The sequence below is a fragment of the Flammeovirga sp. EKP202 genome, assembly GCF_014534745.1.
GTDB lineage: Bacteria > Bacteroidota > Bacteroidia > Cytophagales > Flammeovirgaceae > Flammeovirga.
Map to the genome: position 1 here is coordinate 37,443 of NZ_JACVVP010000026.1, position 15,111 is coordinate 52,553.

Annotated in this window: 15 protein-coding genes; 10 read left to right on the forward strand and 5 right to left on the reverse strand. The window is 33.6% G+C overall.

All coding sequences use genetic code 11. From position 1 onward, the window contains the following. Position 1: 1 nt before the first annotated feature. A complete protein-coding gene (locus IC221_RS16405) occupies positions 2-757 on the reverse strand; it encodes an RlpA-like double-psi beta-barrel domain-containing protein (protein WP_188170009.1) in 756 nt (251 codons plus the stop codon). Between the two features lie 179 nt (positions 758-936). Here IC221_RS16405 and IC221_RS16410 point away from each other — a divergent pair, with 179 nt between their 5' ends. The 5 genes from IC221_RS16410 to IC221_RS16430 all read left to right on the forward strand — a co-directional run bounded on the left by IC221_RS16410 (position 937) and on the right by IC221_RS16430 (position 4,930). Continuing rightward, entirely contained in the window at positions 937-1,260 is a 324-nt protein-coding gene (locus IC221_RS16410) for a DUF3276 family protein (protein ID WP_188170010.1), read from the forward strand. A 128-nt stretch (positions 1,261-1,388) separates the two neighbouring features. Beyond that, the gene (locus IC221_RS16415) at positions 1,389-2,561 is read left to right on the forward strand and encodes an AI-2E family transporter (RefSeq protein WP_188170011.1); all 1,173 of its coding nucleotides are present in this window, start codon (positions 1,389-1,391) and stop codon (positions 2,559-2,561) included. A gap of 57 nt (positions 2,562-2,618) precedes the next feature. Continuing rightward, positions 2,619-2,807 (forward strand): hypothetical protein, encoded by a 189-nt coding sequence (locus IC221_RS16420; RefSeq protein WP_188170012.1) that lies wholly within the window; start codon positions 2,619-2,621, stop codon positions 2,805-2,807. 75 nt (positions 2,808-2,882) lie between these two features. Further along, positions 2,883-3,836: a hypothetical protein gene (locus IC221_RS16425; protein WP_188170013.1), complete on the forward strand. Its 954-nt coding sequence runs from the start codon at positions 2,883-2,885 to the stop codon at positions 3,834-3,836. A gap of 8 nt (positions 3,837-3,844) precedes the next feature. Continuing rightward, on the forward strand, positions 3,845-4,930 hold the full coding sequence (locus IC221_RS16430; RefSeq protein ID WP_188170014.1) for a hypothetical protein: 1,086 nt from the start codon (positions 3,845-3,847) through the stop codon (positions 4,928-4,930). An 85-nt stretch (positions 4,931-5,015) separates the two neighbouring features. Here IC221_RS16430 and pssA read toward each other — a convergent pair whose 3' ends face one another. The 3 genes from pssA to IC221_RS16445 form a co-directional block, all read right to left on the reverse strand. Next, on the reverse strand, positions 5,016-5,720 hold the full coding sequence (gene pssA / locus IC221_RS16435; RefSeq protein WP_188170015.1) for a CDP-diacylglycerol--serine O-phosphatidyltransferase: 705 nt from the start codon (positions 5,718-5,720) through the stop codon (positions 5,016-5,018). A 2-nt stretch (positions 5,721-5,722) separates the two neighbouring features. Continuing rightward, entirely contained in the window at positions 5,723-6,364 is a 642-nt protein-coding gene (locus IC221_RS16440) for an MBL fold metallo-hydrolase (protein WP_188170016.1), read from the reverse strand. Positions 6,365-6,517: 153 nt separating this feature from the next. Continuing rightward, positions 6,518-7,177, reverse strand: coding sequence for a tetratricopeptide repeat protein (locus IC221_RS16445; protein ID WP_188170017.1), 660 nt, complete (start codon positions 7,175-7,177; stop codon positions 6,518-6,520). A gap of 321 nt (positions 7,178-7,498) precedes the next feature. Between IC221_RS16445 and IC221_RS16450 the strand changes: the two genes are divergently transcribed. The 4 genes from IC221_RS16450 (at position 7,499) to IC221_RS16465 (ending at position 12,158) form a co-directional block, all read left to right on the forward strand. After that, positions 7,499-8,578: an FAD-binding oxidoreductase gene (locus tag IC221_RS16450; protein ID WP_188170018.1), complete on the forward strand. Its 1,080-nt coding sequence runs from the start codon at positions 7,499-7,501 to the stop codon at positions 8,576-8,578. Further along, positions 8,578-9,822 carry a hypothetical protein gene (locus IC221_RS16455; RefSeq protein ID WP_188170019.1) on the forward strand — a complete coding sequence of 415 codons (1,245 nt, stop codon included), beginning with the start codon at positions 8,578-8,580 and terminating at the stop codon, positions 9,820-9,822. The genes IC221_RS16450 and IC221_RS16455 overlap by 1 nt, the downstream gene beginning before the upstream one ends. Positions 9,823-9,910: 88 nt before the next feature. Next, entirely contained in the window at positions 9,911-10,624 is a 714-nt protein-coding gene (gene aat / locus IC221_RS16460; protein ID WP_188170020.1) for a leucyl/phenylalanyl-tRNA--protein transferase, read from the forward strand. A 79-nt stretch (positions 10,625-10,703) separates the two neighbouring features. Next, entirely contained in the window at positions 10,704-12,158 is a 1,455-nt protein-coding gene (locus IC221_RS16465; RefSeq protein ID WP_188170021.1) for an aminoacyl-histidine dipeptidase, read from the forward strand. A 72-nt stretch (positions 12,159-12,230) separates the two neighbouring features. On the opposite strand, the gene IC221_RS16470 is transcribed toward IC221_RS16465, so the two are convergent. Continuing rightward, positions 12,231-12,776, reverse strand: coding sequence for a DUF255 domain-containing protein (locus tag IC221_RS16470; protein WP_188170022.1), 546 nt, complete (start codon positions 12,774-12,776; stop codon positions 12,231-12,233). A 19-nt stretch (positions 12,777-12,795) separates the two neighbouring features. On the opposite strand from IC221_RS16470, the gene IC221_RS16475 reads away from it, so the two are divergent. After that, positions 12,796-14,946, forward strand: coding sequence for a DPP IV N-terminal domain-containing protein (locus IC221_RS16475; RefSeq protein ID WP_188170023.1), 2,151 nt, complete (start codon positions 12,796-12,798; stop codon positions 14,944-14,946). Positions 14,947-15,111 lie beyond the last annotated feature (165 nt).

Sequence of the window (15,111 nt, forward strand, 5' to 3'; positions counted from 1 at the left end):
TTTAATTGTTATGGTGCTTCTTGATAAAACAGTCAGAATAGCCCCCTTTTTTTAATAACTGTAATAATGGTTGTGCTGCTTCAGTAGAAGAAAAACTACCAATCAGCAAACGATAAACTTTTTGTCCGTTAGACCATCCTGTTTGTACAAAAACAGAAGAAATAAGATAATCTGATTCAATTTTTTTTCCTTCCGAAATGATATGTTCAAGATCGGGTGAAGTTGCAAATTGAATTCCAACACCTTCCAAACTTTTTTCTCCGTATAAACTATATGTTCCTACTTCCTTAAATAAATTCTTATCAATATCTATGCTATTATTCTCCTTTACAGCATTTGCTTGGAGTGTTTGCTGAAGTTTTTTCTTTTCTTTTAAAGTTGCAGGTGTATCTTTCAAGATTACTTCAACCATGCTCTCAGATTGTCCTATGATGTCTAAACGTTGTGCTGCCTCATAAGTCATATCAATAATTCTGGACGAAGTGTAAGGACGATCAACTACTTTTAAGTATACCGTTTTTCCATTATCAATATTTCTCACTTTAATTATACTTCCGAATGGAAAGTATTTATGCGCTACATACATTGAGTCTTTACTAAACTTTACACCCCCTCTAGTAATAATTCCATCCCTGTCGTCAGGGTAATAAGAGGCTTTGCCCATCTCCTTGTAACCGATCTTATTAATAGTCTGAGAGAATGAAAAATGTTGAATTACTAAAAAAAATACAAAGGACAATAAAAGTTTTCTCTTCATTAAAGGTTAGTGTTTCATAGAATCTTCATTAAAAACGAAGGCAAACTTACAATTTTTTTCCCCTTTTCTTTAATTTTTGGTCGAAAGTAGAAATAATATGCATTTTTTTTCGATTTGATTTGGATAATAGAAATGTTATATAAAAATTAGGATCGTAAATAAACTAAAAGATTAGGACTGTGGAAGAGAGAAGAGAAGAAATCTTTTCAAGGAAAGTTCGTGCAGGAAAACGTACTTACTTCTTTGATGTTAAAGCAACTCGTTCGAACGACTATTACTTGACCATAACGGAAAGTAAAAAGCGTTTCAAAGATGATCAGCCTGTATTTGAAAAGCACAAAATTTTCTTATACAAGGAAGATTTTGAAAAATTTGTTGATGCTTTGGGTGAATGCGTAGACAAGGTCAAGAATGATCTTTTACCTGATGAGGACTACGATTACAAAGAAAGCTACAATAATGATTTCAAAAGCGAGCCACTAGATAATGATTTATCTTACTAGGCCTTTGATCATTCCAAAATGAAAAAAGACTCTTACTTATTTTCTTTAAGTAGGAGTCTTTTTTATCTTTAATTATTCAAAAGACCCATTCCATAAATCATATTTTTTTGATGTACTAAATAGTTGATATGGTACCTGATAAACTCTATAATTCAATTAAATCAATCGCGTCTGTAGCAAAATACTTTCGTTCATTTACGAACTTATTTTTGTTTATCGCTATCATATTTGTGTTAGGTTGGCTTTCTGTTCAGTTGAAAGATATCCTCGCTTATATTGTTATTTCACTGATTATCTCCTCCATCTTACAAACGCCAACCAATTACATTGCTAATTTCCATGCGTTCGGATATAAATTCCCCCGAACCTTAGCCGTTTTTTGTTCTTTCATAATCCTCTTTGGAATCATAGGACTATTTGTTTTCCTATTTTATCCTCTCATCAAGAGTCAAATTGAAGTCTTGACAGACAAAAACACACAAGAGTTGATTATGGTGGTTGAAGGGCCAATTTACAGTCTTGAAAACCTTATTAGAGAATATATCCTACAAGACGCTGAAAAAGGGTTTCTACTAGAACAATTGACCGAAAGGATTACATCTTTAATTCAAAGTGATAGTATCAGAACATTTGTCAATGGTTTAATTGCATTGACAGGTAACTTTTTCGTAGGAACAATGGCTGTATTATTTATTACATTTTTCTTTCTCTACGATCCAAGTTTATTAAGACGTCAATTAATTATACTAATTCCTAATCGATATTTTGAGGTATCTATTTCTGCTTTAATCAAGACTGAAAAACTACTCTCTAGTTATCTTTTAGGACTTTTCTTACAGATGCTAAGTATTTTTTCTATTGCTACTATCGGATTAAAGATCGCTAATGTAGAATACGCTATTACTATTGCCGTATTTGCTGCAGTGGCTAACCTCATTCCTTATCTAGGACCATTTATTGGTGGGTCATTTGGCGTTTTGGTAGGTATCCTTACTGATCCTTCTTTAACTGAAATGTCTGACTACATATTCCTAGTAGTTAAGGTACTTTCTGTTTTTGGTGTAGTCCAATTAGTAGACAATGTAGTCGTACAACCTATCATTTTCTCACGAAGTGTAAAAATGCATCCCTTGGCCATCTTCTTGGCTGTATTCGTAGGTTCAGCATTAGGCGGTGTTGTAGGGATGATTTTCGCAATTCCCACACTTACCATACTTAAAGTTGGATCAGAGGAGTTTTGGTATGGCTACAAAAGATATCAAATCTTTAGAGATAAAGTTCCGAAGTTGAAAAAGGAATAAGGCAATAAAAAATCTTTGATGATAATAGACTGCTTTTCATTTTTTTGATTAAAACTAATGCAGAAACTAAACCTGATTGTCCTGATAGGGATAAGTATTTCTATAATTTGGTTCAATATTAAATTACATACTCAGCACTTTTCAAAAGAGGAAACAAAAGAAGATATTCTTTTGCAATTAAACTTTCTTGAAAATGAATTAAAGTACAAACACTTAGGAGAAGATATGCAAGAACTTTTCCCTTAGGGATTTGTTTTTATTAATGCTCTATATGGTTTAGCTTGGTGTGAATTATCGTTATCTCTACCCGACAATATTGAATTGAAAAGAAGAGCAATTAAAGAAGCTCTATTTGTGTATCATTCCATCAATAAACCAGAAGCTCGTTTCAATTTTGCAAAGTTCTTAAAACCAGAGTATGGCGTTTTTTATTCTGGATGGTCAACCTATCTTCTATCAAAAATCTTAGCAGTTGATGTCTCATTCAAAAATTCTGAACTTTATAAAAATGAACTGGAGGAAAAATGTGATATTATTGCCAACACATTTGATCAATCTTCTTTAGCATTTCTAGAATCACACCCCATGAAAGCTTGGCCTGCTGATAATTTTATCGCAATTGCTGCTCTATCTAATTATGATAAAATTTATCAACCAAAGTATCAAAGAACTATTAAAAATTGGATAGATAAAATCAAAGAAAATACAGATGATGAATTGGGGATGATTGCTCATCAGACTAATTATGAAAATGCTGAAGTTATAGAGAAATCAAGAGGTTCTTCAATGTCTCTTATGTTGAGAATGCTTGCTGAAATTGATCCTGAATTTGGAAAGAAACAGTACCAATTATTTAAAAAATACTTTGTTGAAACTACTATTACATTTCCCTCTATTAGTGAATATCCTAAAGGCGAATTTGGCTTAGGGGACATCGATTCTGGCCCCGTTATTTTGGGAGTTGGTTTTGCAGGTACTATTGTTGGTATTGGCACTTATGCAGTGTATGGCGATATTGAACTTTCAATACAACAATATCAGACAATTAATACTTTTGGCTTTGTTTCAAAAGGTGATAATAAAAAAATGTACCTAGGTGGTAGATTGCCTATGGCAGATGCTTTTATAGCTTGGGGACGTGCAAGTGCATTAAATGCCAATCAAAACTGGGAAACAAATTACTTATGGAATTGGAAATTCCACTTCTATTCTCTTATAATTCTCCTCATTGTTTGGGGATATCACTTTCGTAAATACTTTAAATCATTCAAATAAAGCAAAATATGACTAAATTATTTTTTAACATTTTACTGATCAGTCTATCACTAATCGTTCATAATTCTTATGGGCAAAAGAAGATCAAAATAGAGCATATAACGATTCCTTTTGATTTGAAAGGTGATCAAATCAAATATGAGATCAATGGAAAGTTATATAATGTACAACCTAAGATTGAGGTTAAGAATATTGAGAGCATTGTAATGGTTCAAGATAAGGTAGATAGTACTAACTCTACTATAAGCTTAAAGACAAAGAAAAAAATCAAACCAATATCTATTCAAGATATGATTGAAAAATACCTTGATGTCGATCCTCGTTTTACTGTTTTCAAATATGATGATTTTTTCATTGAAGGAAATATAGATGATTTCTTAATTGATAAAAATTATTTACTCAGACTAGAAGTACTCGATGGTAAAAGTTTTTCGTACATCAATGAGGAAACTAAACTTACAATTGTCAATATTGTTCCGAGAACAGATGAGAACTTAAAGCCTAAAATACTAATCAAAAAGCCTGTCATCTATTTTAATTCAGAAAAGGAAATTGATGCCAATGTAAAAGTAGAACTAAATGGAGAAATTACGGCTTCTTATCCAAAATACAATTCTGAAGGTTGGAATATAAAAGTCCTTCCTACCGGTGAAGTGATCGACAAGAATGATCAAAGGAAACACAAATACATTTATTGGGAAGGTGATTTAACTCCTAAGATGTCACTTGAAGATCATAATAAAGGATATGTGATCGCAAAAGATTCCACGATATCGTTCCTTGAAAAAGCTTTACCTTCTTTTGGATTAAATACATTTGAGATCAACGATTTCATTAGTTATTGGATTCCAGATTTGAATAAAAATGAGTACAATTTTATTCAATTTGTAGCTAATGAAAACTGTGATGACATAGCTAAATTAAAAGTACATCCTCAACCAGATCAAGAAATTCGCCTTTACATGTTCTTTGAAGGGTGTAGTAAAAATAAAGTAGTAACTGAACCTCTATTGAAAATCTATTCAAAAGAAAGAAAAGGTTTTACAGTAATAGAATGGGGTGGTGCTGAAATTAATAAGGATACCGTTTTTTAGTGTTTTCCAATAAAAAAGTAAAGCCTTCATTGAATTGTATGATATTTCAATGAAGGCTTTTTCATTCTGTTCAATATAGAAATTATCAATCGTTGCTTTTTCTAAATACAACTGATACCAAAACCTGAGTAACAACAATCAAAGGCAATGCTGCCACCTGTAAAAAGATCAAAAGCAAAGCACTAACTCCAATTAATGTATATCTTGGTTCATTCCCTTTCCACCCAAAGTTTTTAAACTTTAAAGATACCAATGGTATTTCTGCATTTAGTAAATAAGACATTACGACTGCGATACCAATAAGAAGGTACTTGTTAAGAATGTAAGGCGAGAACTCTGGATAATATCTTAATATCAAGGGCAAAGATCCTATCAAAAGAGCATTAGCGGGTGTTGGTACTCCAATAAAACCATCTGACTGTCTTTCATCAATATTGAAATTCGCTAAACGAATCGCTGAAAACGCTGCAATCAGATAAGCGATATACGGTAAATAAGTAGTATGCGTATCTGCTAATAGTTCTACCTGTAATAACAACTGATAAAGAATCACTGCAGGTAAAACACCAAAAGTGACCATATCAGCTAAGGAGTCTAATTCTTTTCCCATTGGGGACGAGACTTTCAACATTCTGGCTGCAAAACCATCGAAAAAGTCAAAAGTAGCTCCTACTAAAATCATAGCTGCTCCCAAAAACAAATCACCTTCGAAACAGAATGATATACCAATACAACCACTGATCAAGTTACCACAAGTAATGGCGTTTGGAATGTGTTTTTTAATTCCCATAATTAACCTCTTACAAATGGATTACTTCTTTTCTCATCACCGATTGTTGTGAACGGCCCATGCCCTGGATAAACAATTGTCTCATCAGGCAAGGCATACATTACATTTTTGATGTTATCTAATAAAGTTTGGTGATCACCACCTGGCAAGTCTGTTCTACCAATTGAACCTTTAAATAAAACATCTCCACCTAAAGCAATTTTTTGCTCTTGATCAAAGAAAACCAGATGCCCTGGTGAATGCCCTGGAGCGTATAAGATTTGAAGTGATGTATTTCCAAAAGTGACTTCACCTTCATTTTCTAGTAGTTCATCGTGTGTAGAAGTCACAAAACCCGGAATACCATATTTAGCCGCTGAGTTAGCACCACTCGCTAAAGTCTCAATCTCACCTTTGGGAATATATAATTTCACACCAAAAGTATCTTGACAGAATTTGTTACCGAAAACATGATCTAGGTGACAATGTGTATTGACAATTTTCACCACTTTCAACTCGTTGCTTTCAATAAATCCTTTCAATGCTTGTTCTTCTGAAGCATCATAACAGCCTGGATCGACAACAATTGCTTCTTTTGTCTCGTCCCAAACTACGTATGTATTTTCTTGAAAAGGGCTAAAAGTTAATGTATGTACGTTAATCATCTTATTTTTTATGCTTTATCACTACTCTACTAAGGGTCAATTATTTGTAGTTCAACCTTTATGAATAGTATACTTTTGAATTAAAATTTCTTCGAACGTACAAATTTTAACCTAGATATGCTACCTTTTAAATGATTTTAGAGCTACCAAAAACTAATTCGATTGACAATGCTTATCAATATATTCCTGCGATTTTAAATTCCCTAATTCTTTCGCAGTATGAAAACCAACACAGGCATCTTCCATTTTTCCTAAGCGTAAATAAGAAACTGCTCTCAAATGAATGGCATTATAATTTTCTTGATCCTCCTCAATTAAAACTGAAAGGTCGTGAATTGCATTGGTATAGTCTTTTAAATAATAATGACTCACCGCCTTGTTATAATAACAGCTTTGAGTATTGATTGGAATCTCTGGATTAAGATTGGCTAATGTAATTTCATAATTACGAACCGCCTTACGGAAGTCTTTTAACTTGAAGTAAATATTTCCTGCCTTCAAATGATAATCCGCTTGACCTGTTTGTAATTTAATCGTCAATTCTATGTACTTCTTTGCATTCTCATAGTCTTTTAACTCATAATATGAGCTTGCTACACCATAGGAGTAATCAGAGAAATTAGGATTCAGTTCATAAGCCAATATGAAATTATTTAAGGCCTTATCATAAGCCTTAATGCTATAATCAGCTTTAGCTTGTTGATAATAATCGATGGCTTTGTTTATTTTTTCGCTATCAATAATCGTATCTTGGGCATAAAGAAACTGAGACAACAATAAAAATAGACCTAGTATTAAAGTTTTTCTAAACATTATTATAGATTGAAATAAAAAAGTGTAATATAAATTACAATTCAATTAAAGTGCCAACACGAAAAAATAAAGTACTTCGATTGCAATATTTTAAAAGAAACGGATGATTCTATCAATCAGTTACAAATAACCTGTAAATATATTGCGAATCTCAAACCTTCAAATGATAACTCACTACCATTCAGCTACAATAAGAAATTCCCAACATCACTATTCATCATCACGTTATTAACCATTTTGATATAAAAACGATTGTTTTCTTTTGTCCTACTACATAGAATATGATATTTGTAGCCATTATTTATTTTTTGAGCATTTGGTATGACAGAGATTATAGATTATCTAATTGTAGGGCAAGGAATTGCGGGTAGTATATTAACAGAAACAGTTATCAATCGAAATAAAACCTTTAAACTTATTGATAATGGAAGTTTAAAAAATTCATCAAGAGTAGCTGGTGGATTGTACAACCCCATCACTGGTAGAAAGATGGTAAAGACATGGCTTTGTGACACTATTTTTGATAAGATTGAAGACTTCTATCCTACTTTTGATCAAAAATATAATATCAAAAGTTTTATCCCTATCCCACTTTATTTCCCGTTTGATTCTCAAGAAAAACAGACGGACTGGATTGCAGCAAGTGCTGATGAAAAGTATTCCTCATATGTAAAAGGATTTGTGAAAGAGGGACTTTACAATGAATACGTTGACGGTTCTTTTGGAGGAATGGAAGTTCAAAGAAGTGGCTACTTGGATATTCCTGTTTTCTTGGATGCATTCAAAGAAAAAAACAAAGAACACATTTTAGAGGAAGAGTTTGAGTACAATAAAATCCAACAAAAGGAAGGTTTTATTAAATATAAAAATATTAAGGCAAAGCATATCATTTTTGCAGAAGGGAATAAAGTAGAAAATAATCCTTTCTTTACAGCGTTAGACTTTAGACCGGTCAAAGGTGAATTACTGCTTATAAAGTTTAAAAATGCAAGGTTTAACCATATCATTAATCGAAATGGTTTCATCCTACCGATTGATGATCAAGGGACTTGCAAATTAGGAGCGACCTATGAAAGAGTGGAAGAAATGGATTCTCCAACTCCTAAAGGCAAGAGACAACTCCTTGAAAAAGTGGAACCACTTGTCAATGATGAATTTGAAATTTTAGAGCATTGGTCAGGTATTCGTCCGGCTACATTTGATCGTCGTCCATTTATAGGAACACATGAAGCACATCGAAATATTCATATATTTAATGGATTAGGTGCTAAGGGCGTTTCGCTTGGACCTTATTTTTCAGAATTACTGCTAGAAAGTATAGAAAATGGAAAGGAATTACCTTATGAGGTAAGACTCAATAGACTTTCCAAACAACAAAGAATTGAACAAAACTCGAAATAATGAATAATCAGCTCAATACCATTTTTTCAAAATTACAGATAAGGTCTGTGATCCTTTATATTTTATCACTGGTATTAATTTTAGCTGCAACAGGTGTAAAGGTTTATTATGATGTAAACCTTGAAAAACTTTACTTACAAAAAGTTTTATCTAATTCTAAAGCATTAGTCAATTACAAACAAGCATCGACAGAAATTGAAAAAACAATTCAAGATATTAAAATTGATGCCTTTGATTTGTACAAGATTACTTTAACAGATGTCTACTATCTTAACGATAATGGAGCAGCACTGTATTGGCTAAATCAAGGTAAAGAGAGAAGTATCTTGAATCGTAGTCATGCAAGTGAAATCCCTGCTTCATTAAAAGCATTTTTTAGAGCTGACAACAACCTTACAAGTCAATCCGTCGGAGAATGGTTTGTGGTTAAAAAGAAAGTGGATCAAGCTACAAATCAGTCCATCGCAATTGTGATTAATGAGTTTGATTTATGGCTTAGAGTCAGCACTCGATCACTACCCTTAATTGCTTTATGCATTTTGTTACTGAGCATTATTTTCATAGCTCAAATTTCGAGTACAAATACCTGGTTGAAACGCCCACTGTCAAAATTCTTTAAACATCTTGAATATGAAAGCCAAGGAATCAGCAGTGAATTAGAACGTGATGTACCAAACGAATGGCAAGAGTTATTCTTAGAATATGACCTTTCTTCTGATAGTCAATTAAATAGTAAAGGTCTACCCAAAGAGTCTGAAAAGGAAGCCACACAAAGGCATCATGCTCAATTACAAGAACTCAGATGGGCCAAAGAACAACTCGCGGAATATCAAAAAAAATCTTCAGAGAAACAGACATCTGGCCAAGGTAACAAAATTCAAAGTTTCTTCGATACTTTCCAAAAAGCAACAATTGGTGTCATGGTCACTGATGCAGATAGCATTCCTATTTTCTTAAACAATAAAGGAAAAGAATTATTAGGGAAAGGTACAATGCCAGAAAATGAAGAAGATTTAATCGATATTCGAAAAATATTTATTTCAGACACCAATATTGAAATGCCGAATGATCAGCATCCAATTATTAAGGTCAAACTTGAAAATAAACCTCAGATAGTCAAACACATCGACAGTTACAACCCCAATACCAAAGAGAGAAAGAAAATTCAGATGTATGCCACCCCTATAACGGCCTACACATCAATGAATGAATATTACCTAATATTAATAGCTGAAGAAAAGTAATTTTTCTTATTTTTATCAAAATAATTTTTAGTTATCGATGGAGTAAAACTAAATCTCGTTTACTCCAATAGTTCACTTAAAAGAAAACATGCCAATATTTCAGCTAGAAGAAGACAACGTGATGTTCCCTCCTGCCCGCTTGACGGATGAGAGTGGTATTCTTGCAGTCGGAGGAGATTTAACTCCTAAAAGAATTATTGAAGCTTATGCAAATGGTGTTTTCCCATGGTTTAATCCAGAAGACCCTTTGCTTTGGTGGTCTCCTGATCCCCGTTGTGTTTTATTTCCTGAAAATATTTATGTTTCCAAAAGTATGCGTCAACTCTTAAGACGTGATACTTTTAAGGTGACATTTGATCAAGATTTTGAAGGTGTAATTGCTTCGTGCAAAGAGATCTACAGACCTGATCAAGGTGGCACCTGGATTACAGAAGAGATGGAGGAAGCCTATAATCAGCTTCATAAAATTGGTTTTATGCATTCTGTGGAAGTTTGGGAAAATGATGAACTTGTCGGTGGCTTATATGGCGGCGCGATGCAAAAAGCTTTTTTTGGGGAATCAATGTTTTCAAAACGTAGTAATGCCTCTAAATATGGATTTATTATGCTCTGCAAAAACCTGATTGAACAAGGGTATGAAATTATTGACTGTCAGATGCATACTCCACACCTCGAAAGCTTAGGAGCTGAAGAAATTCCACGAGATGCATTCCTTTTATATACCGATAGAAATCAGCAAAGAGAGTTCGACAGACAAAATTGGAATGAAATCTTTAGAACTGATTTTTATACAAATCTGTAAGTTTATATTATTTTTGAATTGAATTTGAATAGAAGGTTAACAAAGATGTTAATTTTCAACATACTAACATATACAAAACATGAACAAAGAAGTAGCTCAATTGAATCCCGTTGATATTTGGGAAAACTTTGAGAAAATGAACGAGGTTCCAAGAGGATCTAAGAAAGAAGAAAGAATTATTGCATTCACTAAAAAATTCGGAGAAGATTTAGGATTACCCACTATTGTTGACAAAACAGGCAATGTGATCATCAAAAAACCTGCAACACCGGGTATGGAAGACCGCAAAGGAATTATCATTCAATCACATATTGATATGGTACACCAGAAAAATGCGGATACTGATTTCGATTTCGATCAAGATGGAATTCAGTCTTATATTGATGGCGATTGGGTAAAAGCCAAAGGGACAACACTTGGTGCTGACAACGGTATTGGAGCTGCTACGATGATGGGCATTTTGGCTTCTAAAGAATTAGTCCATGGCCCAATTGAAGCATTATTTACAATTGATGAAGAAACAGGTATGACTGGTGCTTTCGGTTTGGAAGGCGGCATGCTTGATGGAGATATTTTATTAAACCTTGACACTGAAGACGAGCACGAATTGTGTATTGGATGTGCAGGTGGTATTGACACTAACGTCAATTACAACTACGAGGAAGTAACAGCTGAAGGTGCTGCTTTCAAAATTGACTTAAAAGGTTTGAAAGGTGGTCACTCAGGATGTGAAATTCACTTAGGACGAGGCAACGCTAATAAATTAATGAACCGTCTACTTTGGAGAACAAACAAAAAATTCGGTTTAGAAGTTGCTGAAATTGATGGCGGAAGTTTAAGAAATGCTATCCCACGTGAATCATTTGCAACGGTAGTAATTGCTGAGGATAAAGTAGAGGAATTTAAGGCTTATGTTGCCGAATTCGAAGCTACAATCAAGCAAGAATTACATGCTACTGAGCCTAATTTGGTGGTTCTTCTTGATGCTGTTGAATTGCCATCAAAAGTGATGGAGGTAAAAGCTCAAGAAGCTTTATTCAGTGCAGTATATGCCTCACCTTGTGGTGTGATCAGAATGTCAGATGATTTGGAAGGATTGGTAGAGACTTCTACTTCACTTTCAAGAGTACTGGTAAAAGACGGAAAAGTAACGGTTCAATTCCTTACAAGAAGTTCAGTAGATTCAGCTAAATATGATGTGACTTATCAAATTGAAGGTGCATTTGCAATCACTGAAGGTAATGTAGAACACGGAGGAGCTTACCCAGGCTGGACTCCAAATGCTAATTCTGAAATCTTGGAAGAGATGAAGGAGATTCATCAAGAATTATTCAATAAACCTGCAATTGTCAATGCTGTTCACGCTGGATTGGAATGCGGTATTATTGGTAGCCACTACCCTCATTTAGATATGATTTCATTTGGTCCTACAATCAAAAACCCTCACTCACCAGATGAGATGTGTGAGGTCAATACAGTTCATAGATTCTGGGACTTTATCAAAATCACTTTAGAAAGAGTAGCAAAGAAATAACCTTATGCTTACCTAAAAATGGTGAATTAGAAACATGTAATTGATTTCTAATTCACCATTTTGTATAAATGTTTATTTTGATTTAGGATAAGGTGAAGTGTACTTTTCTTTGTAGTCGTTGAATGATACATTTTCAAAGGCTCCTTCTTCTATAAAGGAGAGAATCAAATGCATACTCTTTTTATCTTGAAAACCTGGTACAGGAACAGGCTCAGCCAAAAGTTGCTCTTTTTTATTGACCATTATAAAAACAGTGGTAGGAAAACTCATTTTCCCATTCAATAAAGTTGCCGCTAATTCATGATACCCTTTTCCTCCTTGACTGATAAAATCATAGGTAGTTCCTTGAAATTGAATTCCCTTACGTGACTCCGCATTAAGTTTCACTGCATAATAATTTTCATTGACATATTTTACAATGGAAGGATCTGAAAAAGTGGACCGATCCATTTTCTTACACCAACCACACCAATCAGTATAAACATCAATAAATATTTTTCGAGGTTCTTTTTTACTTTTTGTTATTGCTTCCTCAAAACTCATCCAATGAATTTTCTCTTGTGCTTGTATGCTTTGAGAAAGTAGCAATACAAAAAATGCTGATAATAGAAATCGCATATAAATCATAATATTCAAAATGAAACGACTTTATAGTTTAGCAACCCTTTGTCTTTTAATTCTTAGTGCTTTGAGTAGCCAAGCACAAAATAAAACCTTAACATTAGAGCAATCCATCGTTGAAAGATGGTCAACTTTTTACCCTGAAAGAATAAGTGTTCAATGGCAACCCAATGCTAAAGGTTACTATACCATTATTGAAGATAATGCATTAATTGCAACTTACGCTAAAAAAGGTAGTAAGAAAACGTTGATTTCATTAGAAGAAGTCAAAAAGTCTAATGAAAACTTAGAGGATTTAAAAAGGTTCCCTCGCTACAAATGGGTATCTCAAAATGAATTTATTTTCAATCACCAAAATCAGTTTTTCAAAACTAATATTGCATCAAAGCAATCTATCCAATTAGGTGCTTGGAGCAAGGAAGGTGCAAATGCTGATTTCACTTCTGATTACTCTAAGGCAGCCTATACTATCGAAAACAATCTTTTCATCACAGTTGATGGAAACGAAACTCAAATTTCTAAAGAAGACAATAAAGAAATTGTATTTGGTCAAGTCGTTCATAGAAATGAGTTTGGCGTGCACAAGGGGACGTACTGGTCACCAAATGGTAATGCTATCGCTTATTACAGAAATGATCAAACGATGGTCACTGACTACCCACTCGTCAACCCTACAACAACACCAGCCTCTTCCAACCCTACTAAATATCCAATGGCAGGGATGAAAAGTGAAGAAGTAACTTTGCACATTTACAATATCAAAACGCAAAAGAGTGTTCAGGTTAAAACAGAAGGTCCAAAAGAGCAATACTTAACAAATATAGTTTGGAGCCCAGATGAGCAATTTATCTACATCGGTATTTTGAATAGAGCTCAAAATCATTTAGTACTTAATCAATACAATGCGACAAACGGTGAGTTTATCAAAACACTTTTCGAAGAGAAAGATGATAAATACTTATCTATCACACACCCAATGGAATTCCTTCCAAATAGCAATAATCAATTTATCTGGAGAACAGAAAAAGATGGGTATGAGCATGTGTATTTATACAATACTGAAGGAAAGGAGTTAGCACAATTAACTTCTGGAGAATGGGTAGTAATGGATGTGATTGGTTTTGATAAAAAGAAACAAAACCTTTTCGTTTTAGGAACTGATAATAATGGTTTAGATAGACAAGTTTATAAAGCCAACTTAAAATCGAAGAAAGTCAGCAAAATCACATCAGAATCAGGAGTATATAGCCAAGTTCAGTATGATGCATCAAGTAATCTTTTCTTGTCTGCTTTTACGAACTTAACAACACCTAACAAAGAAGTTATTTTTGATGGAAATGGTAAAATGATCAGTACCATTCTTGAAGCTGAAGATCCATTAAAAGATTTTACTGTTTCACCTATCGAGCTTTCTACAATCAAAGCTGCAGATGGCACATCAGTTTTGAATACAAGAATGATCAAGCCCGCTGATTTTGATCCAAATAAAAAATACCCTGTCATTGTATATGTATATGGTGGCCCAGGAGTTCAATTGATCACAAACAGATGGCAAGCCGGTGCAGCACTTTGGATGCAGAAGGCGGCACAAGATGGTTATATTATCTATACTGTAGACAGTAGAGGTACTGAAAACAGAGGTAAAGACTTTGAGCAAGCTACTCACTTGAAATTAGGTACTGAAGAAGTAAAGGATCAACTATTAGGTGTAGAATACCTAAAATCATTGCCTTACGTTGATGTAGAAAGAATGGCTATTCACGGATGGAGTTTTGGTGGATTTATGACTACTTCATTGATGACGAAAGCAGCTGACACTTTTAAAGTTGGTGTAGCAGGTGGACCGGTAATGGATTGGGAATTATATGAAGTGATGTATACTGAAAGATATATGTCTACACCACAACTAAATGCAGAAGGCTACGAAGAGGCAAAATTATTAAACAAAACCACTTTATTAAAAGATAAACTATTGATTATTCATGGATTAATTGATGATGTTGTTGTTCCTCAGCACTCTTTCTTATTCTTAGAAAATTGTGTGAAAAATGGAGTTCAAGTAGATTTCTTTACTTACCCAGGACACCCTCACAATGTTAGAGGAAAAGACAGAGTACACTTAATGCAAAAAGTACTATTGTACATTGATGATGCATTAGGAAAATAATATTTAACTCCCTCATTTCAAATTGAGGGAGTTTTCTTTTTTGAAAACTTAATATTTTCAAAAAAGAAAGTTTTTTTGGCTTCACTACACTATCTTGTGTCGTTTTTGAAATTGTAATTTAACGACAACCCTTTATTTTCATTGACCAGTAAATAAAGAACACTA